The 22,849-nt window shown below is 48.3% G+C and carries 17 protein-coding genes; 8 read left to right on the forward strand and 9 right to left on the reverse strand.

Annotated elements, in window-relative coordinates; all coding sequences use genetic code 11:
• Positions 1–136: 136 nt before the first annotated feature.
• The 5 genes from hslU to priA all read right to left on the reverse strand — a co-directional run bounded on the left by hslU (position 137) and on the right by priA (position 6,493).
• Positions 137–1,471: an HslU--HslV peptidase ATPase subunit gene (gene hslU, locus LY387_RS01135; RefSeq protein WP_234495054.1), complete on the reverse strand. Its 1,335-nt coding sequence runs from the start codon at positions 1,469–1,471 to the stop codon at positions 137–139.
• Between the two features lie 213 nt (positions 1,472–1,684).
• Positions 1,685–2,227, reverse strand: a complete 543-nt coding sequence (hslV, locus tag LY387_RS01140) for an ATP-dependent protease subunit HslV (RefSeq protein WP_234495055.1) — start codon at positions 2,225–2,227, stop codon at positions 1,685–1,687.
• 159 nt (positions 2,228–2,386) lie between these two features.
• The gene (locus LY387_RS01145) at positions 2,387–2,932 is read right to left on the reverse strand and encodes an SPOR domain-containing protein (protein ID WP_234495056.1); all 546 of its coding nucleotides are present in this window, start codon (positions 2,930–2,932) and stop codon (positions 2,387–2,389) included.
• Between the two features lie 81 nt (positions 2,933–3,013).
• A complete protein-coding gene (cytR, locus tag LY387_RS01150; RefSeq protein WP_234495057.1) occupies positions 3,014–4,021 on the reverse strand; it encodes a DNA-binding transcriptional regulator CytR in 1,008 nt (335 codons plus the stop codon).
• Between the two features lie 270 nt (positions 4,022–4,291).
• Positions 4,292–6,493, reverse strand: a complete 2,202-nt coding sequence (gene priA, locus LY387_RS01155) for a primosomal protein N' (protein ID WP_234495058.1) — start codon at positions 6,491–6,493, stop codon at positions 4,292–4,294.
• A gap of 283 nt (positions 6,494–6,776) precedes the next feature.
• Between priA and rpmE the strand changes: the two genes are divergently transcribed.
• Both rpmE and LY387_RS01165 read left to right on the forward strand, forming a co-directional pair.
• Positions 6,777–6,995 carry a 50S ribosomal protein L31 gene (gene rpmE, locus LY387_RS01160; protein WP_006071169.1) on the forward strand — a complete coding sequence of 73 codons (219 nt, stop codon included), beginning with the start codon at positions 6,777–6,779 and terminating at the stop codon, positions 6,993–6,995.
• 331 nt (positions 6,996–7,326) lie between these two features.
• The gene (locus LY387_RS01165) at positions 7,327–8,586 is read left to right on the forward strand and encodes a malic enzyme-like NAD(P)-binding protein (RefSeq protein WP_042477146.1); all 1,260 of its coding nucleotides are present in this window, start codon (positions 7,327–7,329) and stop codon (positions 8,584–8,586) included.
• 92 nt (positions 8,587–8,678) lie between these two features.
• On the opposite strand, the gene metJ is transcribed toward LY387_RS01165, so the two are convergent.
• The gene (gene metJ / locus LY387_RS01170) at positions 8,679–8,999 is read right to left on the reverse strand and encodes a met regulon transcriptional regulator MetJ (protein ID WP_006071165.1); all 321 of its coding nucleotides are present in this window, start codon (positions 8,997–8,999) and stop codon (positions 8,679–8,681) included.
• Positions 9,000–9,270: 271 nt separating this feature from the next.
• Here metJ and LY387_RS01175 point away from each other — a divergent pair, with 271 nt between their 5' ends.
• The 3 genes from LY387_RS01175 to metF all read left to right on the forward strand — a co-directional run bounded on the left by LY387_RS01175 (position 9,271) and on the right by metF (position 14,266).
• Positions 9,271–10,440: an O-succinylhomoserine (thiol)-lyase gene (locus LY387_RS01175; protein ID WP_042477149.1), complete on the forward strand. Its 1,170-nt coding sequence runs from the start codon at positions 9,271–9,273 to the stop codon at positions 10,438–10,440.
• A gap of 6 nt (positions 10,441–10,446) precedes the next feature.
• The gene (locus tag LY387_RS01180) at positions 10,447–12,882 is read left to right on the forward strand and encodes a bifunctional aspartate kinase/homoserine dehydrogenase II (RefSeq protein ID WP_234495059.1); all 2,436 of its coding nucleotides are present in this window, start codon (positions 10,447–10,449) and stop codon (positions 12,880–12,882) included.
• Between the two features lie 493 nt (positions 12,883–13,375).
• Positions 13,376–14,266: a methylenetetrahydrofolate reductase gene (gene metF / locus LY387_RS01185; RefSeq protein ID WP_042477154.1), complete on the forward strand. Its 891-nt coding sequence runs from the start codon at positions 13,376–13,378 to the stop codon at positions 14,264–14,266.
• A gap of 77 nt (positions 14,267–14,343) precedes the next feature.
• On the opposite strand, the gene LY387_RS01190 is transcribed toward metF, so the two are convergent.
• The 3 genes from LY387_RS01190 to argE form a co-directional block, all read right to left on the reverse strand.
• Positions 14,344–14,883 carry a PadR family transcriptional regulator gene (locus LY387_RS01190; RefSeq protein ID WP_042477158.1) on the reverse strand — a complete coding sequence of 180 codons (540 nt, stop codon included), beginning with the start codon at positions 14,881–14,883 and terminating at the stop codon, positions 14,344–14,346.
• A 443-nt stretch (positions 14,884–15,326) separates the two neighbouring features.
• The gene (gene ppc, locus LY387_RS01195; RefSeq protein ID WP_234495060.1) at positions 15,327–17,960 is read right to left on the reverse strand and encodes a phosphoenolpyruvate carboxylase; all 2,634 of its coding nucleotides are present in this window, start codon (positions 17,958–17,960) and stop codon (positions 15,327–15,329) included.
• 182 nt (positions 17,961–18,142) lie between these two features.
• Entirely contained in the window at positions 18,143–19,282 is a 1,140-nt protein-coding gene (argE, locus tag LY387_RS01200) for an acetylornithine deacetylase (protein ID WP_234495061.1), read from the reverse strand.
• A gap of 168 nt (positions 19,283–19,450) precedes the next feature.
• On the opposite strand from argE, the gene argC reads away from it, so the two are divergent.
• From argC to LY387_RS01215, 3 genes are all read left to right on the forward strand, one after another.
• The gene (gene argC / locus LY387_RS01205) at positions 19,451–20,455 is read left to right on the forward strand and encodes an N-acetyl-gamma-glutamyl-phosphate reductase (RefSeq protein WP_042477161.1); all 1,005 of its coding nucleotides are present in this window, start codon (positions 19,451–19,453) and stop codon (positions 20,453–20,455) included.
• A 14-nt stretch (positions 20,456–20,469) separates the two neighbouring features.
• Positions 20,470–21,258 carry an acetylglutamate kinase gene (gene argB, locus LY387_RS01210; RefSeq protein ID WP_234495062.1) on the forward strand — a complete coding sequence of 263 codons (789 nt, stop codon included), beginning with the start codon at positions 20,470–20,472 and terminating at the stop codon, positions 21,256–21,258.
• Between the two features lie 98 nt (positions 21,259–21,356).
• Positions 21,357–22,574 carry an argininosuccinate synthase gene (locus LY387_RS01215; RefSeq protein ID WP_042477170.1) on the forward strand — a complete coding sequence of 406 codons (1,218 nt, stop codon included), beginning with the start codon at positions 21,357–21,359 and terminating at the stop codon, positions 22,572–22,574.
• Positions 22,575–22,849 lie beyond the last annotated feature (275 nt).

Here is a 22,849-nt window from a genome sequence, read left to right on the forward strand (position 1 = left end):
ACTGGCCGTGAGCCTACGCAGGCAGGAATCTGTTTGAGGTTTGGTGCGCGCTTTGAGTAGTCCCCTGCCTGCACTGGGGTGACAACAGCTATAGGGTTGCGATGTTCTTAAAGTTCGATGATATAAAATCACTCGACTAAAGAATAAAGCGACTCAAATCCTCATCTTCCACAAACTCACCAAGCTTAGACTTCACATAGCCAGAGTCGATTACCAGCTTAGAACCAGGCTTGTCTGTTGCTTCAAATGAAATTTCATCCATTAGGCGTTCCATTACGGTATGTAGACGTCGCGCTCCGATGTTCTCGGTGGTTTCGTTAACTGTCCATGCTGCATCCGCGATCTGTTGGATGCCGTCGGTTGTGAACTCTACGTCCACTTCTTCGGTCTTCATTAGGGCAATGTACTGCTCTGTTAGTGACGCTTTTGGCTCAGTTAGGATGCGTTTGAAGTCATCGCTGCTTAGCGCTTCTAGTTCAACGCGGATCGGTAGACGACCTTGAAGCTCAGGAATCAGATCCGATGGTTTAGCCACTTGGAATGCACCCGAGGTAATGAACAGGATATGGTCCGTTTTCACCATGCCGTGTTTGGTAGAAACTGTGCTGCCCTCGATCAGAGGGAGTAGGTCACGTTGTACACCTTCACGAGACACATCAGGGCCAGACGCTTCGCCGCGCTTACAGATTTTGTCGATCTCATCGATAAACACGATGCCGTTGTTTTCAACGTTGTAGATTGCTTGTTCTTTTAGCTCTTCTTGGTTAACGAGCTTCGCCGCTTCTTCTTCCGTCAGCGCTTTGAATGCTTCTTTAATCTTTAGTTTGCGTTTCTTCTTAGTGTCGCCACCAAGGTTTTGGAACATGCTTTGCAGCTGATTGGTCATCTCTTCCATACCAGGAGGAGACATGATTTCCACACCCATTTGCGGAGCTGCAGTTTCGATGTCGATCTCTTTGTCGTCTAGCTTGCCTTCACGCAGTTTCTTACGGAAGATCTGGCGCGTATTCGATGAACTCTCTTCGGGTTGCTCATTTTGACCCCAAGCGTCACGCGCTGGTGGCAATAGGGCATCAAGGATGCGCTCTTCTGCTTGCTCTTCTGCACGGAATTTTACTTTTTCCATTGCTTGCTGGTGGGTCATCTTGATCGCTACATCGGTGAGATCGCGGATGATAGTCTCGACTTCTTTACCCACGTAACCCACTTCAGTGAATTTAGTCGCTTCTACCTTGATAAACGGTGCATTGGCAAGTTTAGCTAGGCGGCGCGCAATCTCGGTTTTACCCACACCTGTTGGACCGATCATGAGGATGTTTTTTGGTGATACTTCGACACGCAAGCTCTCTTCAAGCTGCATACGACGCCAGCGGTTACGCAGGGCGATAGCAACAGAGCGCTTTGCTTTGTCTTGGCCAATGATGTGGCGGTTTAACTCATGAACAATCTCGCGAGGAGTCATTTCAGACATAATCAATTCCTTACAAAACTTCTGACTTTAAAGCTCGTCAGTTTGAAATTCGACTCATGACCTAGTTAGTTTCAGTGTCATGCTTAAAAGCACGTCATTCCTGTGGAGACAGGAATCTACTCAAAGGCTTGGTGCTTGCTAACAATAGATCCCCGCTTATGCAGGGATGACGTACTTCGTCAGCAGCCTGAGAAATTCTATTTCTAGTCGACGTTACTTGTTGTCTGTTGCGTCGCTATCGAGTTCTTCAATCGTGTGGTGATGGTTAGTGAAGACACAAATATCACCAGCAATCTTTAGGGCTTTTTCTGCGATTTCACGTGCGTCGAGCTCTGTGTTTTCTAGTAGTGCTGTCGCAGCGGCTTGTGCAAAGTTACCACCAGAGCCAATTGCAATTAGGTCATTTTCTGGCTGCACGACATCGCCGTTACCTGTGATGATAAGCGAAGCGGTTTCATCAGCAACTGCCAATAGTGCTTCTAGCTTACGAAGTGCACGGTCGCTGCGCCAGTCTTTAGCAAGCTCAACCGCGGCTTTGGTCAGGTGACCTTGGTGCATTTGCAGTTTGCTTTCAAAGCGCTCAAATAGAGTAAACGCGTCAGCGGTACCGCCAGCGAAGCCTGCTAATACTTGGTTGTTGTAGAGTCTACGAACCTTACGGGCATTCCCTTTCATTACGGTGTTGCCAAGGGATACTTGTCCATCACCAGCGATCACGACTTTGTTATTACGGCGTACAGATACAATAGTAGTCACGACGTTTGCCTCTTATTGGTTTTAATTCGGTTATGGAATGGATATGTGGACGCATGGAATGGAATTCAAGGGGAAGGGCTTATGACCGACTTAAACGAAACCAGCCCCTGCAAAACAGGGGCTGGTTATAGGTAATGACTTGTCTAACGGCAAAAAGGCTTATTGCGCTTCTTTCCAGATAGCACAAGGCTCGATCTTCGCACGTTGCAGCTTGTGCTTATCACGCTCGGCATCACGCTTTAGTTTGTATGGTCCAAGTACCACCCTAAACCAACTGCTGCCTTCTTTTTTGCGGATCTGGCTAGAGATGCCCTGGAAGGCGATATCGAGCTTACGTGCCTCGGCTTGAGCCAAGGTTTTGTAAGCGCCACACTGCATGATGTATGGGATCTTAGAGACCACTTGCTCTTTCGCTTGAACTTCAACCTCGCGCTTTGGCAGCGTTTCTACGTAGTCCCACTTCTCTTCGGGAGGCGGTGGAATTGGCTTAGCGGGTTTTGGTTTCGGCTTAGCTGGCTTTGTGACAGTAGGTTGTGGCTTTGGCGGCTCTGGGTCATTACTGAGCGTGTAAAGCCCGTAGCCAAACGCGCCGGCTAAGATAATTGCCAGCAGACCACTGCGCCACGGTTTTTTACCGGAAGTCTTCTTTTTTGCAGGTCGGCGGCTGGTGCCTTTGCCCCGTCTTACATAGTCTCGGTTTGCCACTTAGATAGGTTCTGATTGAAATAACTTACTGACCTCATGGTAAATTCCACAAGGTCAAGTTGCAAGTCAGTATCGTGCCAACTACAGGATTCTTGGAGGAGCCGCACTGTCGCGGATCACAAGTTCTGTATCGAGAAGACGAGAGCCTGCTCTGACATCGGCACCTTTTAGCACTTCGAGCATCATGTACATGGCTTGTCGTCCAATCTCATAGCGAGGCTGTGAGACAGTCGTCAACGGTGGATCGCAGTACTGTGCAAATTGGATATCATCGAAGCCGACGACAGAGAGATCTTGAGGAACACGCAGCCCTAATTTCTTCGCCTCTTGCATGGCACCAATCGCCATCACATCATTGTGACAGAATATTGCGGTTGGTGGCTCAGGCAGTGCTAAAAGGGTGCGAACAAGTCTAGCGCCAGCTTCAAAGGTGAAATCACCCTTCACGGTGTACGCGGGATTCATTGGCAGACCAGCACGGCGCAGGGCTTGCTGGTAGCCTTGCTGTCTAAACCGGCATAAGAATGCTGAGTCTGGACCAGCAATCTGAGCGATTCGCTTATGCCCAAGGTTTGATAGGTAGTTCACCGCTTCAAACGCTGAGGTCAGGTTATCAATGTGAACGGTTGGCAGCTCAAGCTCAGGCGCAAATTCACACGCCATGACGATTGGTGGCAGGTTCTTTTGCTCTGGTTTACTGATGTCGAAAGGAAGATCCGTTCCTAACAGCAACATACCATCAGCTTGTTTGGTGAATACAAGGTTCACAAACGAGGTTTCACGTTTTTTCGACTGACCGCTATCCCCCAGTAATACGAGGTAGCCATGCTCCATAGCGGCATCTTCAATACCACGAATGATCTCGGAGAAATATGGGTCACAGATGTCAGGTACAATCGTCACAATGGTTTTAGATTCATTTCTGCGAAGATTGCGTGCGAGTGAATTTGGAGAATAGCCAGCTTCTAAAACCGCATCTTCCACTCGCTTACGAGTAGATGATGAGACTTTTTCTGGGTTCATCAGAGCTCTTGATACCGTAGCCGTAGAGACGCCTGCAAGCTGGGCAACATCCTTCATTGTCGCCATAAACGTTTGTCCTCTTTTAAATGTCTAGACCTATCGAATAACTATTATTATTTAGTGCTATGTTTCGCGATGGGTTATTGCTGTGTTAAATGTTTAATTTATCTAATAAATAGATTTTCAAAATCCGTTTTTATAATCATGAACTATTACTAAATATTATTCATTTCTCGAATGAAAGTTACGGTCTGATTAACAGATTTTGCAATACAATTGTGAAGCATATCACAACTCGTAGTGGTTATCGTTTTGTTATTAATCAAATTTTACCGATTAACTTAAATCTTGTGGCTCGATATCTAATGACCAACGTACCTTTTTCGCCAGCGGTAATTGCGCGATAACCGGTTTGGCTGCAGTGATGATTTTTTGCATCTGTGGTCTTGAGGGAACTTGAAGCATGAGTTGCCAGCGCGCTTTTCCTGCGCGTTTTGCTATCGGTGCTGGGGTTGGACCTAGCACCATGCAAGCGCTATCAAACAGTGGATGAGCTTCTAATGAGTAACGAACCTGACGTAAGAAGGTCTCGACGTCATTGCTGTTATTGGCCTCGGCGCGAACTAGGGTTAGGAAGCTAAATGGAGGCAACTGTGCCAGTTTACGCTCTTCAATCACGGTCTCGGCAAAATGGCGATAATCTTTATGAAGTAGGCTTTGCAGCAGTGGGTGCTCTGGGTGGTGAGTTTGCAGCAGCACTTCACCCGGCTTGCTCGCGCGTCCCGCACGCCCAGCAACTTGAATAAACAGCTGCGCTAAACGCTCTGACGCGCGAAAATCGCTGCTATAGAGTGAGCCATCGACATCGAGTAGAGCGACCAATGTGACGTTAGGGAAGTGGTGTCCTTTGGCTAGCATCTGGGTACCAATCAAGATCTGGTACTCATTGTTCTTGATGGCATTGAGCGCCGCTTCTAGGCTGCCTTTGCGTCTGGTGCTGTCTCGGTCAATACGAATGGTATTGTATTCAGGAAACAGGCTTTCAAGCTGAGCTTCAAGCTGCTCTGTCCCGACGCCCACGGTAACCAATTGATGCGAGCCGCAACCCTCACACTGATGAACAATAGGGCGCTGTGAACCACAATGGTGGCAGCGGATCTCGTTACTCGACTGATGATAGGTGTAATAGGCATCACAGCGGTGACACTCTGCTGTCCAGCCACATTCGTGGCACATCAGGGCTGGGCTAAATCCACGGCGGTTGAGGAATAACATCACCTGGTTGCCCGCTTCTAAATGGCGGCGCAGCTCAGCAATCAGTGGCGCTGATAGTCCGGCTTCTAGAAACTGACCTTTGACGTCAATGACTTTATTGGTCGTCGGCACCGCAAGTCCTGCTCGTTGGCTCAGAATTAAATGATGATACTTGCCTGCCAGCGCATTTTGCAGCGTTTCGATAGATGGCGTGGCAGAGCCAAGAATAATCGGGATCTGCTCTTTGTTAGCACGCATTACCGCGACGTCACGGGCATGGTAACGCAGGCTGTCTTGCTGCTTGTATGAGGTGTCGTGCTCCTCGTCGACAATAATAATGCCGAGGTCGGCAAATGGCGTAAGTAGCGCCGAGCGCGTACCGATAACAATACCCGCCACTTTGTCGCGTGCACTTAACCACGCGTTGAGTCGCTCCGTATCATTAAGACCAGAGTGGACAACCTCAATGGGCACATTAAAACGTTTACGAAAGCGATTGATGGTTTGCGGAGTAAGGCCAATCTCCGGCACCAACACCAAAGCTTGCTGTCCGCGCTCCAGTATGGGCTTAATCATCTGCAGGTAGACTTCAGTCTTGCCTGAACCCGTGACGCCTTCAAGCAGGTAGCAGCCAAACTCAGTCTGACTGTTAACCGACGCTATCGCCACGGCTTGTTCGGCATTCAAGCGAAGATCGACAGGATCGTTGCAGATCGCCTCTGGCCAATGAGTGGGTTGCGTCTGTCTCTCTATCGACGTGATCCAGCCTTTTTCCGTCAGTGTCTTAAGGACGCTAGTGCTGACGTCACTGTCGATAAACAGCTGATGCGAACACGGACCAGATTCCAACATATGCATGACTTTGGCTTGCTTCACCGCTCGCCCAAAGCCAGACATTAATTGAGTCTTGCCAGCTTCTGTGATCTGCCACTCCACGGTTGCGGCAAATTCAGCTGGCTTGCCTTTTCTAAGAGCTGCGGGTAGGGCGTTACTCAAGGTGTCGCCGAGTGGATGCTGGTAATAAAGGCTGCACCATGAGATAAGGTCAAAAAGAGGTTTAGACCAAACCGGCGCGGTATCTAATGCTGCTTTTATCGGCTTGAGTTTGTCTATTGGAAACTCAGACTCATGGCTAAACTGCATCACAATACCGACGAGCGTTTTTGGTCCAAATGGAACAGATACGCGCCCGCCAACCACAGGAAAAAGGTGGGCAGGGACGAGGTAGTCAAACTGTTTATCAAGTGGGACTGGAAGAGCCACTCGAGCGACATTTGGGCGCATAGTTAGGTCGATATTGATAAAGAAGACGTCTATTCTAACGGTATGGGTCGCCTTGTATAGACTGGATAATCAATTTATCGGCTAAGGCTCACCGAAGGTGGCGAAAAAAGTCGCAATTTTAGTTGATTCCCTTGGCACTATTCATTACTATACTGCGCCTTGATGGCATGGCTTCTTGCTTTCATATTGAAAAGCAAAGCGATGGTATCATCTATTTATTAACTACGTGTGGTGTCCGGCTTAGAATCGGATGGCGACACGGCCTAAATTATTGAGGTTTCCCATGAAAGCTGGTATCCACCCAGAATACAAAGCTGTAACAGCAACTTGCTCTTGCGGCAACACATTCGAATTCAACTCTACTCTAGGTAAAGATTCTATCCACCTAGACGTATGTGACAAGTGCCACCCATTCTACACTGGTAAGCAACGTATCGTTGATACTGGCGGCCGTGTTGATCGCTTCAACAAGCGTTTCGGTGCTCTATCTAGCAAGAAGTAATTATTACTTTTGCAGATTAAAAAAGGACGCTTCGGCGTCCTTTTTGCTTTTTAGCTGTTTGTTTACCTGTCAACATCCGCTTGCATAACGTGCTACCTATCTCTACTTTTTTCTTCGCTTCGTCCCTTCCATCCATTCAAAAGCCTAATAAACTCGCGTAGTATTAGTCCGTCAGAGTAATGAACATCAGAGATACCTCCTCTCCGTTCAAATGTACCCACTCTGTGTGTGTAACCCTTTAGAAGCAACGCGAATAAAAATAAACGGGCTTATACTCATAACAACATCACTTAAGTAACTAATCAGTCTTATAAAAGCAGGATAGCTAACCATGTCCGATGACCATCAAATTGACGAATTTCGCCAGCAAGCGCTTGATTACCATGCCAACCCTGTACCTGGAAAAATCGAAGTAGCATTAACTAAACCCGCCAACTCAGCAGCTGATCTCGCACTGGCCTACAGCCCTGGTGTTGCAGAACCTGTGCGTGAAATCGCGCAAAATGCCGAGAATGTTTATAAATACACTGCGAAAGGCAATATGGTCGCAGTGATCTCTAACGGTACCGCAATCCTAGGTCTCGGTAACCTAGGTCCAATGGCTTCTAAGCCAGTTATGGAAGGTAAAGCCTTACTGTTTAAACGCTTCGCGGGCCTAGATTCCATTGATATTGAAGTAAAACACCGCACTATCGATGAGTTCGTAGATACGGTTGCGAACATCTCAGACACCTTTGGTGGTATTAACCTAGAAGATATTAAGGCACCAGACTGTTTTGAGATTGAACGACGCCTTATCGAGCGTTGTGATGTGCCGGTATTCCACGATGACCAGCACGGTACGGCGATTGTTACTGCTGCAGGCATGCTCAACGCTATCGAGCTTCAGGGCAAAGATCTGAAAGAAACCACTATTGTCTGTCTAGGTGCAGGCGCGGCGGCGATCGCGTGTATGGAGCTGTTGATCAAATGTGGCGCGATGCGTGAGAAGATCTACATGCTGGATCGCAAAGGTGTGATCCACACTCGTCGTGACGATCTTAACGAATACAAAGAGCTGTTTGCCAACAACACTGATAAGCGCACGCTAGAAGATGTGATCGAAGGCGCGGACCTATTCTTAGGTGTATCGGGTCCTGATTTGTTGCCACCAGAAGCACTTAAGCTGATGGCGGACAAGCCAATCGTATTTGCGTGTTCAAACCCAGATCCAGAAATCAAACCTGAGCTTGCTCATCAGGTTCGTGATGACCTAATTATGGGTACAGGTCGTTCAGACTACCCGAACCAGGTAAACAACGTGCTGTGTTTCCCGTTTATCTTCCGTGGCGCTCTTGATGTGCGTGCAAGTGAGATTAATGATGAGATGAAACTGGCAGCGGTAGAAGCGATTCGTGAGCTAGCGAAAGAACCTGTACCACAAGACGTACTTAATGCCGCGGGTGTTGAGGCGTTGACCTTTGGTAAGGACTACATCATTCCAAAACCAATGGATCCACGTTTGCTTCCTCGTGTGGCTAAAGCGGTAGCGAAAGCCGCGGTTGAATCTGGTGTGGCTCGTATTGAGTTGCCTGATAGCTATATGGCTTAAGGTTGTTAGTTTAGAGGTGTTGGTGCAAGCCAAGTGCTCTAAAACGAAAAAAGAGGGTCGTGATGACCCTCTTTTTTTATGATTTGATTTACTTACTCTTCATCAAACGCTTCAAACTCAATCCCCATCGCCGTCATCAGCTCTTTCGCTTCTGTTGGGATATCATCAGGACGGTCTTTTCTTAAATCTTCGTCGGTTGGAAGCGGCTGGCCAGTGTAGGCGTGCAGGAAAGCTTCGCACAAGAGTTCACTGTTGGTTGCATGGCGTAGGTTATTGATTTGGCGACGAGTACGCTCATCGGTCAATACCTTTAGCACCTTCAGCGGGATAGACACTGTGATTTTTTTTACCTGCTCGCTTTTCTTACCGTGCTCCGCATATGGGCTAATGTATTCACCATTCCAATCTGCCATTACACACCTTCGCTCTGTTAATCATAAATAGTAGTAATAAGAATGCTGCAATTTTAGCGGGATTTACTGCCATAAGCAAAGACATATAGACGTCTAGAAGTGTTGACGTCTCACATTTTGGAAAGTAAAGTGGGGCAACGAATGTGGACATTTATTTTAATGCAATGTTAATTCTTTAACGTTTGTGGCGTTTGCCGGTTCCCATATTACCGGTAAAAGTAGACACTGTGGTTACACCAACTAGCCATGCGATCTGAGAAAGGAAGTTTCTATGAGCAATCGGAAGCCAGCGACAATAGCCGTACGTACTGGTATCGAATCGGATACCCAGCATCACGCTGTGGTGCCACCTATTTATCTCTCTACTAACTATGGTTTCCCTGCGTTTGGGGAAGTGCCGACTTACGATTACACCCGCTCAGGAAACCCAAACCGAGGTTTGTTAGAAACTGCTTTGTATGAGCTGGAGTCTGGTAAAGGCGCGGTAGTGACGAACTGTGGTACTTCTGCACTCAATCTTTGGGTTTCTGCTTTCTTAGGTCCAGAAGACACAATTATTGCTCCCCATGACTGTTATGGTGGCACGTACCGCTTGTTCAACACGCGTGCGCAAAAAGGTGACTTCAAGGTTAATTTTGTCGACCAAAGTGACGAGCAAGCCTTCGATGCTGCGCTTGAGCAAAAACCAAAACTTATCTTGCTTGAAACGCCGTCTAACCCACTTGTGCGTGTTGTCGATATTGCCGCCGTGTGTGAAAAAGCGAAAAAGGTCGGTGCGCTTGTAGCAGTAGACAATACCTTTTTGACACCTGTGTACCAAAAGCCTCTCGAGCTTGGCGCAGACTTTGTGATTCACTCAACGACCAAGTATATCAACGGTCACTCTGACGTGATTGGTGGCGTGGTGATCACCAAAACGGAAGAGCATGCAGAAGAGCTCGCATGGTGGGGCAACTGCATCGGTGCGACGGGTACGCCTTTTGATAGCTACATGACTTTGCGCGGTATTCGTACCCTTGGCGCACGTATGCGCGTCCATGAAGAAAGCTCGCAACAGATCCTAGATTTTCTTAAGCCGCAACCATTGGTAAAAGTGATTTATCACCCAAGCCTGCCTGAGCACCCTGGTCATGAGATTGCTAAGAAGCAGCAGTCTGGCTTTGGCTCTATGTTGAGCTTTGAGTTCGCGGGTAGCTTTGAGCAGCTTAAGTACTTTGTTGGTGAGCTAGAGCTATTCTCGCTCGCAGAGTCTCTTGGCGGCGTCGAAAGTCTGATTTGTCACCCAGCGTCTATGACGCACCGTGCGATGGGCGAAGAAGCACTAGCCGAAGCGGGCGTTTCTCAGCAGCTCCTTCGCCTCTCTGTTGGTCTAGAGGACGCGCAAGATCTGATTGATGACCTTGCCCAAGCGTTTGAGAAAGCATCTGCATTTAAAGGATAAGCCGGCATGAGTCAAAGCAGTACCCTGAATAACAAACAAGGTAAGCAGTTGCACAAATTTGGCGGCAGCAGCTTAGCGGACCCTGAATGTTATCGCCGTGTGGTCTCTATCTTAAAGGACTACTCTAATGAAGAAGACCTTATCGTGGTCTCGGCGGCGGGTAAAACCACTAACCGTCTAATCGAATTTCTAGATGCGCTCAATAAAGATGGGCGCATTGCGCACGAGCACCTACAGGCGCTTCGTCAGTTTCAGACTGAGCTGGTGGAGTCACTACTAACAGGTGAAGAAGCCGAAGGTCTTGTGTCTCAGTTACACGATGAGTTTAGCACGCTTGGTGAGCTTAGCTATCCGCTCACAGACGCTGAGCGCGCATCGGTACTAGGACATGGCGAGGTGTGGTCTTCACGTCTACTGGCAGCACTGCTTAGACAGAGCGATTTGCCTGCAGTGGCACAAGACGCAAGAGCCTTCCTTCGCGCTGAGTTCGGCACTCAGCCAGAGGTAGACCGCGCTAAATCGTACCCGCTGATCAAAGAAGTATTGGCGCAACATGCGCATCACCGTGTCGTGATCACTGGCTTTATGGCGCAAAGTGAATGCGGCGAAACCGTGCTGCTGGGTCGTAATGGCTCTGACTATTCTGCTACTGTCATTGGCGCATTGGCGGAAGTGTCATGCGTGACGATTTGGAGTGACGTGGCAGGTGTGTACAGCGCGGATCCACGCGTGGTGAGCGATGCATGTCTATTGCCTTTGCTGCGTTTAGATGAAGCCAGCGAATTGGCACGTCTTGCAGCACCTGTATTGCACAGTCGTACGCTTCAGCCTGTTGCTCAAAGCGCGATGGACTTGAATCTACGCTGTAGCTATCAGCCTGAGTCCGGGTCAACACGCATTGAGCGTGTGCTTGCATCGGGGCGCGGCGCAAAAATTATCACGTCACTCGATGAAGTACTGCTTATTGAACTGGCATTTGGTGCGGGTCACGATTTTGAACGTGCACAGACTGAAGTGCTTAATAGTCTTAAGCGCGCACAGTTGGCACCGTTAGCGTTTGAAGCGCAGGCGGACCAATCTAGAATTCGCCTTGCTTATACCGCGGAAATTGCCTCTGGCGCGCTTACTGAGCTGCAAGACCTAGCGATTGAAGCGGAAATTAAGCTAAAAGAAGGCTATTCCATGCTGGCTGCGGTAGGGGCGGGCGTGACTAAAAATGCCAATCACTGTTTTGGCTTCTATCAGCAACTTAAACATGCGCCAGTTGAGTTCATCTCCGAAGCTGAGTCGCAATTGAGTCTTGCAGCTGTGCTACGTAAGTCAGACATTCAACCTCTCGTGAAGTCGGTCCATACTCAGCTATTCCAAGCGCAAAAGCGTGTTGCGGTGGCGCTGTGCGGTAAGGGCAATATTGGCTCAAGCTGGTTATCTCTATTTAAAGAGCAGAAAAGCGAGCTCGAGAAACGCCGTGGTATGAGTTTCAACTTAGTCGCAGTTATCGATAGCCAGACTTATTGGTTTGATGAAGATGGCATCGACGAGCAGCAGGTGCTCGCGCGCTATGAAGATGAAGCGATTGAATACCAAGGTGACATCTGGCTACAGCGCCTAGCGGCACTTCAAGGCTACGACGAAGGCGTGGTGTTAGACGTAACAGCGAGTGCGGCACTGGCGGAAAGATACGTCAGCATCGCAGAGCATGGTCTCCACCTTATCTCAGCAAACAAGGTTGCGGGCTCTGCTCCAAGTAATGACTATCACGCCGTGCAAGATGCGTTTTCGAAAACCGGTCGTCACTGGCTCTACAATGCCACTGTGGGCGCGGGGTTACCAATAAACCATACCGTTCGTGACCTTCGTGAAAGTGGTGATGATATCGTTGCGCTTTCAGGGATATTCTCAGGCACCTTGTCGTGGTTGTTCCAGCAGTTTGACGGCTCTGTACCATTTGCTGAGCTTGTCGACCTAGCGTGGCAGCAGGGCTTAACCGAGCCGGACCCTCGCTCAGATCTTGATGGCTCTGATGTGATGCGTAAGCTCGTTATCTTAGCTCGTGAATCGGGGCTCGATATCGAGCCTGACGCCGTCGAAGTGGAATCTTTGGTTCCTGAAGAGCTTGCTGAGCTATCGCTAGAGGGCTTCTTTGAGAAAGCCACACTGCTTAGTGAGATCTTGCAAGAGCGTTTAGAGAAGGCTCAACGTGAAGACAAAGTGCTGCGATACGTTGCTCGTTTAGATCGACAAGGTAAGGCTCGTGTAGGGATTGAAGCGCTATCGAAAGAGCATGCGCTGGCAAACCTTTTACCTTGCGACAATATCTTTGCGATTGAGAGTAAGTGGTACAAAGATAATCCGTTGGTTATTCGTGGTCCTGGTGCTGGGCGTGAAGTGACGGCTGGAGCGATTCAGTCGGATTTGAATTTGATGTCGAGCTTTTTTTGATTGATAGCTTTTAAGAGCAAAAGCAAAAGCAAAAGCAAAAGCAAAAGCAAAAGCAAAAGCAAAAGCAAGATTAAGAGCTATACCCCCTCTAGCTCCCCCTATATTAGGGGGAGAATGACGGGCTCGCTCCTATCGTCGCGTAGCCTATAGCGAGATCATAGGCGATGCGCAGCTAGCCGTTGTTCCTCCCCTTACAAGCGGGCGCGTAGCCGGGAGGCTAGGAGGGGTAAAGCGCCAGCGCTGCGAAACTTCCAGCGCTTATCTATCTAAACTATTCCCTCGACAAACCACTCTCACCTCCATCTTCAATTTCCCTAACTCTCCACATGAAAAAAATTCATAATCCCTCTATTGACTTTAAAACCCATTCATTTCATTCTGTAGACATATAGACGTCTAAACGTCAAAAATTAAAAAATCATCATTTAAAGACAGACAGGTTTTAATCTGAGATTGGATGGGATAACCAATCTTGGTGATTAGGGAGAGGACCATGGGATACACACACGCAGGCCACATTGATGCTTTGAACCAGAATATTGCTGAGCTATCGGACAATATTAATGTTTCATTCGAGTTCTTTCCGCCGAGCACGCCGACAATGGAAGAGACGCTGTGGAAATCGGTTCATCGCCTAAAAACACTTAAGCCTAAGTTTGTCTCAGTGACTTACGGTGCTAACTCTGGTGAGCGCGACCGTACGCACTCTATCATCAAAGAAATTAAATCAGAGACAGGCCTTGTGGCAGCGCCGCACCTAACGTGTATCGATGCGTCACGTGATGAGCTTATCGATATCGCTGAAGACTACTGGGCGAATGGTATTAAGAACATCGTTGCTCTGCGTGGTGATATTCCTGAAGGCGGCGGTCAGCCAGACATGTATGCGTCTGACCTAGTTGAGCTACTAAAATCTCGCCACGACTTTGATATTTCCGTCGCTGCGTTTCCTGAGGTTCACCCAGAAGCGAAGAGTGCTCAGGCGGATCTTCTTAACCTAAAGCGTAAAGTGGATGCGGGTGCGAACCGTGCGATCACTCAGTTCTTCTTTGATGTAGAGAGCTACCTACGCTTTCGTGACCGCTGTGTGGCGGCTGGTATCGATGTAGAGATTGTTCCAGGTATTCTGCCTGTGACCAACTTTAAACAAGCGTCACGCTTTGCAGCGATGAACAAGGTGAAAGTACCAGGTTGGATGCAAAAACAGTTTGAAGGTCTCGATGACGACCTAATGACTCGCCAATTGGTGGGCGCGAGCCAAGCGATCGACATGGTTCGTGTACTGAGCCGTGAAGGTGTGAAGGATTTCCACTTCTACACCCTAAACCGCGCAGAAATGACTTACGCACTGTGCCACACACTCGGCGTTCGCCCTGAAGCATAACCGAGAGTTTTAGTCCCAAACAAAAAACGCCAGTCTTTGTAGACTGGCGTTTTGCTATGCGTTGAATCAGTAGTTGATTACGCGAGTGCTTCTAGCTCAGCAAGTGCTTCTTCTGCCCAGTCTAACCATGCTTGACGTGCAAGTAGGTTGCGACGAAGAGTCAGGCGCTCAAGGCGTGCGTGCTTCTCTAGCGTGCTTGGAGTTGCGTAGTAGGCTGCTTCAATCTCACGGTAGTGTGCAACCAGCTTTTTAGACTCTTCGATAAGCTCTTCGAGTTGGATGCGGAACGCTGCTGAAGGCTGAACTGCACAAGCAGCTAGCTTCGCTGAGAACTCATCACGAACGGTTGGGTGTACGGTTGGTTGCTCAAACCACTCGCCAAGCGCCCCACGGCCAGCGTCAGTGATTGAGTAAACCTTACGGTCTGGTTTGCCTTCTTGAGGCTCAAGTTTACAGGTAACGAGGGCTTTATCAGCCATCTTGTTTAGCTCACGGTAAACCTGCTGGTGGCTTGCCTTCCAGAAGTAACCGATGCTAGCAGAAAATTCCTTAGTAATGTCGTAGCCAGTCGCGTCACGAGTGCTTAGGACAGTAAGGATAACGTGTGGTAGTGACATGTCTTAAATCCAAATGGTCAAAATCTTAGTAATAGTTATATTGTTCTTATAAGTGCGTTTGCGGTTAAACGTGTGAGCACCGAGCAAGCGCCCTGGAATCTGCCGTGATTCCGGGAAACTCGCGCGAAGTGCATTTGTCTTCGCAAAGAGCTATGTGTCTCGCATAAAAAGAACAGCGCACCGCACAAATGTGGGCACTAATAACCGTGTTTAAAGCCTTTGTCACCTAGACAGCCACATGAACATGTGACCCGCGCTGCTGACGTCGTGTTTTTTTATTTATCGAACAGCGGAATGTAATTATATCTGAATTATATAAGCAAAAAGTGGAATAGAATGCGATACCACTTCAAAAAACTAACAAAACTCTCAGTAAGTATGCCAGTAAAAAGAAAAGGCCGCAATGTGCGACCTTTTGTCTCTTTTGTAAAATAATATATCGTTTAGCCAGTATTTCGCATACCAGCCGCGATGCCAGCGATGGTCACCATCAGTGCTTCTTCTAGCTCTGATTCGGTTTCTTCGCTTTGACGAGTACGATATAGCAGCTCTGCTTGCAGCATGTTGAGAGGCTCAACATAGATGTTACGCAGGCGAATAGACTCTTGGCCCCATGGGTCGCTTTGCATCAGGTGGTTGTGGTTTTCTACGTTCAGTACCGCAACGATGTCTTTCTGCAATTGACTACGCAGCTTGTCACCAAGAGGCAACAATTCTGGGTCCGCCAGACGCTTGTCGTAGTAGCGAGAGATTTCCATATTACACTTGGTGTAAACCATCTCTAGCATGCCTAGACGTGTTGAGAAGAACGGCCATTCGCGACACATCTCTTCAAGCAGTGCTTGGTGGCCCTTGTCGATAGAGTATTGAATCGCTTCACCGGCACCAAGCCATGCAGGCAGTACTAGGCGGTTTTGGCTCCATGAGAAGATCCAAGGAATTGCACGAAGACTCTCTACACCGCCATTCGGGTTACGTTTCGCAGGGCGAGAGCCAAGAGGCAGTTTGCCCAGCTCCAACTCAGGCGTTGCTTGGCGGAAGTAAGGAACAAAGTCCGGCTCGCCGCGAACCACTTTACGATACGCATCGCAAGACACTTCAGAAAGCACTTCCATTAGGTCGCGCCAGTCTTGCTTCGGCTCTGGTGGCGGCATTAGGTTCGCCTCCAGAATTGCACTTGCGTATAGGTTGAAGCTGTTGACCGCAATTTCAGGTAGACCCAGTTTAAAGCGGATCATCTCGCCTTGCTCAGTCACACGTAGGCCGCCTTTTAGGCTCTTAGGTGGCTGAGAGAGCAGGGCTGCGTGTGCTGGCGCACCACCACGACCAATCGTACCGCCACGGCCGTGGAATAGGGTGATGTCGATACCCGCTTCTTCACCAACTTCAACCAGTTTTTCCATCGCGCTGTACTGTGCCCAGCCTGCCGCCATTACGCCGGCGTCTTTTGCTGAGTCAGAGTAGCCGATCATGACCATTTGATGGTTTTGGATGTAGCCACGATACCAGTCGATATCGAACAACTGCTTCATGACCGCTTCAGAGTTGTTCAGGTCATCAAGAGTTTCAAACAGTGGGCAAACGTCCATGCGGAACTTACAGCCACACTCTTGAAGAATAAGGTGAACGGCTAGTACGTCAGAAGCCGTGCGTGCCATAGAGATAACATAAGCACCGAACGCTTCACGCGATTGTGATGCAATCACTCGGCACGTATCGAGAACTTCTTGAACTGGCTCTGAAGGTTCCCAGTCTCGTGGTAGCAGTGGGCGCTTCGAGCTCAGTTCATTGATTAGGAATGAAACCTTGTCTTGCTCGCTCCACTGGTCGTAGTCACCCAGACCAAGGTGGCGCGTTAGCTCAGAAATCACATCTGAGTGACGGGTGCTTTCTTGACGGATATCGAGACGTACTAGGTGAACACCGAACGCCTTCACGCGGCGAAGAGTGTCAAGTAGTGAACCGTCGGCGATGATCGCCATACCACTTTCACGAAGTGACTTGTAGCAAGCCATGAGCGGCTCCCAAAGCTGGGAGATGTCTTCAAGGATTGGCTTGTTCGGTACATCTTGTTGATTGATCTGTGCTTCTAGCACTTCCAAGGTATCAATCAATAGCTTACGAACGGGTTTCAAAATGGCGCGGTACGGTTCGTGTTCGTCACCGGCAAGGTCGCGAACTTGATCGTTACACTTAACCATAGAAAGCTCAGTGATAAGCTCTTGGAAATCTTTTAGATAAAGCTCAGCCGCTTTCCAACGTGACAGTAACATCACTTCACGCGTGATTTTATGCGTCACAAACGGGTTACCGTCGCGGTCACCACCCATCCAAGATGAGAAGTGTACTGGGCGCGCATCGATTGGCAGCCCTTCGTCTAGGTAGCCTTTTAGGCGCTCGTCAAACTCACGCAAGAACTCAGGAACCGCATCCCAGAGTGAGTTCTCAACCACGGCAAAGCCCCATTTCGCTTCATCAAGTGGCGTTGGGCGCTGCTGACGGATCACATCTGAGTGCCAGCTTTGTGAGATCAGCTGCTCTAGACGACGTTCGGTTTTCTTGCGTTCTTTATCAGACAGCTCGTTAAGCTCTAGCTTAGAAAGACACTCGTTAATTTTGACCAGCTTGTTGATCATGGTACGGCGAGTGATTTCTGTTGGGTGAGCGGTCAGTACAAGCTCGATGTTGAGGTCGCGCACGGCTTGAACGGTGTCAAACTTGCTCACATCTTGCTGGCTAAGCTTAGAAAATAGGGTGTAGATTGGGTCTGGTTCACACACATCGGCTTCGCAGCTGCGCGAGATCGTATGGTATTGATCGGCGATGTTGGTGAGGTTTAGGAACTGGTTAAATGCACGAGCGACTGGGGTCAGTTGCTCATTTGGCAGGTTTTTAATCTCTTCAATGAGAATGTCACGATCGGCTTCATTGCCTGCGCGAACCACGGATTTAGAAAGTTTACGGATCTTCTCCACTTTCTCTAGGATCTCGTCTCCATGCGCTTCCCTGATGGTGTTACCCAACAGGTGCCCTAGCATCCTAACATTGCTCTTCAATGGGGCATATTTTTCGTTCATAGTCGTCCTGCCTTGTAATTTAACTACATCCGTTATTCCTTATCAGCCTCACAATCTAGCGAAAAATGTTAGTGCGAGTCAAATAAAGTAAACCAAGTTTGCATTTATCGTGCTGGCACGAAAAACGCACACTTGGTCGAGTTAAAAGGTTGAATTGTTGAAAATTTATTACAGAATATCGATCACTCGAAGCAATATTGGCGCATTGCCTTGGCTAAGATATCTATGGTCGGGTCAATAAAATCAAAGCTTAAGAACTCATCTGGCTGGTGAGCTTGGTCTATTGAGCCAGGGCCGAGCACCAAGGTTGGGCACAGCTGCTGCAAAAATGGTGCTTCAGTACAATAGTTAACCGTTTCTGATGGGGTTTCACACAATGTTTCCATTCCGCCAACAAATGGGTGTTTATGATCGCACTCATAGCCAGGAATTGGCTCGTGAAGCGCGGTAATGGTTAAGCGCCCGGGCCATTTCGCTTCCACTTCTTTGAGTGCATCACGCAGTAGGTTATCTAAACCATCTAAGCTTATGCCCGGCAGCGGTCTCACATCGTAATGCAGCTCACAGCAGCCACAAATACGGTTTGCACTGTCGCCGCCATGAATATGACCAAGGTTAAGGGTAGGGCTAGGGATAGCGAAACCAGGGTGGTGATACTCTTTCACAAGCTTGTCGCGCAGTTTCATCATTGCGTACAACACTTCATGCATGATTTCGATGGCGTTAACGCCCAATGCCGGGTCTGAAGAGTGACCAGATTTACCTGTTACTCGTATCGCATTGGCCACATGACCTTTATGGCCACGAATAGGCACTAGGCTGGTGGGTTCGCCGATAATGCAGTAATCCGGCTTGAACGGCGCATTGTCGGTAAAGTGTCTTGCGCCCAGCATAGTGGTTTCTTCGTCACAGGTTGCCAATACATAAAGTGGTTTGGTTTGTTTGCTCCAGTCGATTTTCTTAACGGCTTCGTAGATAAACGCGAAGAAGCCTTTCATATCTGCAGTGCCCAAGCCGTAGAAGCGGTTGTTAGCTTCGGTCAGATCATGCGGGTTGAAACTCCAGCGACCTTCATCAAAGGGCACGGTATCACTGTGACCTGCCAATAGTAGACCGCCTTCGCCTTGTCCCTTCTTGGCAATCATGTTGAATTTGTTGGGTTCAACCTTGATAACCTCAACCTCAAAACCTAGGTCTTTCATCCATGTCGCCAGCTTTTCGATCACTTTCTCGTTGCCATGATCCCAGCTTGGGTCCGTGGAGCTAATCGAAGGTGTGCTGATCAGGCCTTTGTAGACCTCTAAAAAACTAGGTAATTGCATATTATCTTCGCTTCTACTGTTGACAGATTAATCTTAAGACTGTAAAACACATATTAAATCATTATTAATGAATAAAAAATCAATTAATGGCATTTTTTCTATATTTATAATCATTAATTGCAAGTTTCACTAACAACATTAAATCGACTTACTTACGGAATCAGAGTCATGCTAAAAACCACTATTATTGGCGCATCAGGATACACAGGAGCGGAACTGGCTCTCATGGTGACCAAACACCCAGAGCTCACGCTATCAGGTTTGTATGTGTCCGCCAATAGTGTCGATGCAGGCAAACCGATTTCTCAGTTGCACGGTAAGTTGGCAGGCTTAGTTGAAATGCCCGTGCAGCCGCTGGTCGATGTGCAAAAAGCAGCAAGCGAGTGTGACATTGTATTTTTGGCAACCGCCCACGAGGTGAGCCATGATTTGGCGCCGGTGTTTTTAGCACAAGGTTGCCAAGTGTTTGACCTATCAGGCGCTTATCGCGTGAAAGCCGATGACTTTTATACCACCTTCTACGGCTTTGAGCATCAGCACGAAAACTGGTTGGACAAGGCGGTGTATGGTCTTGCCGAGTGGAACGCAAAAGAGATTGAAAGCGCGCAGCTCGTGGCAGTACCAGGTTGTTACCCAACCGCTTCACAGTTGGCAATCAAACCGCTGCTAGAAGCAGGTCTTGTTGATAGCACTATGTGGCCAGTTATCAACGCAACCAGTGGTGTCTCTGGCGCAGGACGTAAAGCGTCGATGACCAACAGCTTTTGCGAGGTCAGCCTTCAGCCTTATGGGATTTTTAATCACAGACACCAACCAGAGATTGCAACGCATTTAGGTTGTGATGTGATTTTTACTCCGCACCTAGGCAATTTTAAGCGCGGTATCTTGGCGACCATCACCATGAAACTTAACGATGGTGTGACTGCTGAGCAGGTTGCATCAGCATTTGCGACCGCCTACGAAGGCAAACCGGGCGTACGCGTCAAAGGGGAAACTATCCCAAGAATTCAAGATGTTGAGAACACCCCGTTCTGCGATATCGGTTATAAGGTTCAAGGCCAACACATCATCGTGGTGTCGGCGATTGATAACCTGCTAAAAGGTGCATCGAGTCAAGCGATGCAGTGTTTGAACATCAAAAATCAGTTTGCACAGCTAACCGCGTTGGTTTAGTCGAGGAGAGCAGCATGAGTCAGCAAAATACACCATTAGTGATCAAGTTAGGCGGCGCGGCACTGTCGTGCTCAGATACGCTTGGACAACTATTTAAGGCTATCTCTGATTACAGCCAGCAAGCGCAGCGAAGCATCGTGATTGTTCACGGTGGCGGCTACCTCGTAGATGACTTAATGAAGAAGCTCGATATTCCTACTGTTAAGAAGCAAGGTTTGCGCGTGACACCTTATGATCAAATCCCTTTGATTGCGGGCGCGCTAGCGGGCACAGCAAACAAACTACTACAAGGCGATGCGATAAAAGCGGGTCTGAATGCGGTTGGTTTGAGCCTTGCTGACGGTGGTCTTTGTGAAGTGACTGAGCTAGACCCTGAACTTGGCGCCGTAGGCGATGCTAAGCCAGGCAGCCCAGCGGTATTACAAGCGATTTTAGCGGCAGGTGCATTGCCAATCATTAGCTCAATCGGACTTGATAGCCAAGGTCAGCTGATGAACGTTAATGCCGACCAAGCGGCCGTAGCAGTGGCTGGTGCATTGGATGCCGAATTAGTATTGCTATCTGATGTGAGCGGCGTGCTGGATGGCAAAGGTCATCTGCTACCAAGCCTGACTAAGCAAGAAGCGGATGCGCTGATTGAAGGCAAAGTGATTACCGATGGCATGATTGTTAAGGTACAAGCCGCACTGGAAGCGGCCAATGACCTAGGTCGCCCAATTGAAGTGGCGACATGGCGATACCCAGAAAAATTAGTCGAATTGTTTGCAGGTAAGAGTATCGGCACACAGTTCGTTCCAAACTGAATTATCAGAAAGTAAACCAAATTTACGATTAACGAATTTAAAGTGAAGTAACCCCGAGAAGCTGACCGCCAAAATCAGGCTCGGACAAGGAGAGAGACATGAGTAAACCATCTGTAAAAAAAGTTGTTGTTGCCTACTCTGGCGGTCTAGATACGTCAGTGATCATCCCATGGCTAAAAGAGAACTACGACTGTGAAGTTGTCGCATTCGTTGCGGATGTAGGCCAGGGTGAAGAAGAGCTTGTAGGTATCGAAGAAAAAGCGAAGGCATCAGGCGCTTCTGAGTGCTACATCGCTGACCTGAAAGAAGAAATGGTCGCTGACTACATCTTCCCAACGCTAAAAACGGGCGCGTACTACGAAGGTAAATATCTTCTAGGTACATCAATGGCGCGTCCGATTATTGCTAAGGCTCAAGTAGAAGTAGCGCGTAAAGTGGGTGCTGATGCACTGTGTCACGGCTGTACAGGTAAAGGTAATGACCAAGTACGTTTTGAGGGTGCATTTGCAGCTCTTGCCCCAGACCTAACAGTAATTGCACCATGGCGTGAGTGGGATCTAGTGAGCCGTGAAGAGTGTCTAGATTACCTAGCTGAGCGCAACATCCCTTGTACCGCTTCACTCACTAAGATCTATTCACGTGATGCAAACGCGTGGCACATCTCAACAGAAGGTGGCGTTCTGGAAGATACATGGAATGCGCCAAACGATGATTGCTGGGCATGGACAGTGGATCCTGAGCAAGCACCAGATCAAGCAGAATACGTGACGCTAGAAGTAGCAAAAGGCGAAGTAGTTGCCGTTGACGGTGAGAAAATGACGCCATACAACGCTCTGGTTTACCTAAACGAGAAAGGCGTGAAGCACGGCGTTGGTCGTATCGACATTGTTGAAAACCGTCTTGTTGGTATGAAGTCTCGTGGCTGCTACGAAACTCCAGGGGGCACGATCATGATGGAAGCACTGCGTGCGGTTGAGCAGCTCGTGCTGGACAAGACATCGTTTGAGTTCCGTGAAGAGCTAGGCGTGAAAGCATCGCATCTTGTTTATGACGGTCGTTGGTTCACACCACTTTGTAAGTCTATCTTGGCAGCGTCGGAAGAGCTGGCACAAGATGTGAACGGCGAAGTTGTGGTTAAGCTATACAAAGGTCAGGCAATTGTGACTCAGAAACGCAGCGTCAACAGCCTGTATTCAGAAGAGTTTGCAACGTTCGGTGAAGATGAGGTGTACGACCAAAGTCACGCTGAAGGCTTCATCCGCCTTTACTCGCTATCAAGCCGTATCAGAGCATTAAACGAAGCAAAGAAAAAATAATTTCGCTCCATTATACTGATTGAAATCTAGAAACCCATTTGATATCAAATGGGTTTCTTTTTATCTGGACGATAAAAATGGACGACAATACCCTGAAATCGCATTAATTTGAATATTTATGTGAAATAAATGAATTTTTACTTTATTTTTAATTCGGTTTGTCGTACCTTGAACCCTATCAACAAAGACACTGAGTTGCATTCAATTCACTCAGCGAGAATAGCGGTTTATTCTTACAATAAGTAACCACAGAAGCAGCGACGCAGACTGAGCAG

The organism is Vibrio maritimus (assembly GCF_021441885.1).
GTDB lineage: Bacteria > Pseudomonadota > Gammaproteobacteria > Enterobacterales > Vibrionaceae > Vibrio > Vibrio maritimus_B.

Coding starts and splice junctions, on each gene's coding strand:
- LY387_RS01180 (WP_234495059.1), top strand. CDS start 10,447: ATGAGTCAAAGCAGTACCCTGAATAACAAACAAGGTAAGCAGTTGCAC.
- metF (WP_042477154.1), top strand. CDS start 13,376: ATGGGATACACACACGCAGGCCACATTGATGCTTTGAACCAGAATATT.
- ppc (WP_234495060.1), bottom strand. CDS start 17,960: ATGAACGAAAAATATGCCCCATTGAAGAGCAATGTTAGGATGCTAGGG.
- argB (WP_234495062.1), top strand. CDS start 20,470: ATGAGTCAGCAAAATACACCATTAGTGATCAAGTTAGGCGGCGCGGCA.
- LY387_RS01175 (WP_042477149.1), top strand. CDS start 9,271: ATGAGCAATCGGAAGCCAGCGACAATAGCCGTACGTACTGGTATCGAA.
- metJ (WP_006071165.1), bottom strand. CDS start 8,999: ATGGCAGATTGGAATGGTGAATACATTAGCCCATATGCGGAGCACGGT.
- argE (WP_234495061.1), bottom strand. CDS start 19,282: ATGCAATTACCTAGTTTTTTAGAGGTCTACAAAGGCCTGATCAGCACA.
- cytR (WP_234495057.1), bottom strand. CDS start 4,021: ATGGCGACAATGAAGGATGTTGCCCAGCTTGCAGGCGTCTCTACGGCT.
- rpmE (WP_006071169.1), top strand. CDS start 6,777: ATGAAAGCTGGTATCCACCCAGAATACAAAGCTGTAACAGCAACTTGC.
- LY387_RS01165 (WP_042477146.1), top strand. CDS start 7,327: ATGTCCGATGACCATCAAATTGACGAATTTCGCCAGCAAGCGCTTGAT.
- LY387_RS01215 (WP_042477170.1), top strand. CDS start 21,357: ATGAGTAAACCATCTGTAAAAAAAGTTGTTGTTGCCTACTCTGGCGGT.
- priA (WP_234495058.1), bottom strand. CDS start 6,493: ATGCGCCCAAATGTCGCTCGAGTGGCTCTTCCAGTCCCACTTGATAAA.
- argC (WP_042477161.1), top strand. CDS start 19,451: ATGCTAAAAACCACTATTATTGGCGCATCAGGATACACAGGAGCGGAA.
- LY387_RS01190 (WP_042477158.1), bottom strand. CDS start 14,883: ATGTCACTACCACACGTTATCCTTACTGTCCTAAGCACTCGTGACGCG.
- hslU (WP_234495054.1), bottom strand. CDS start 1,471: ATGTCTGAAATGACTCCTCGCGAGATTGTTCATGAGTTAAACCGCCAC.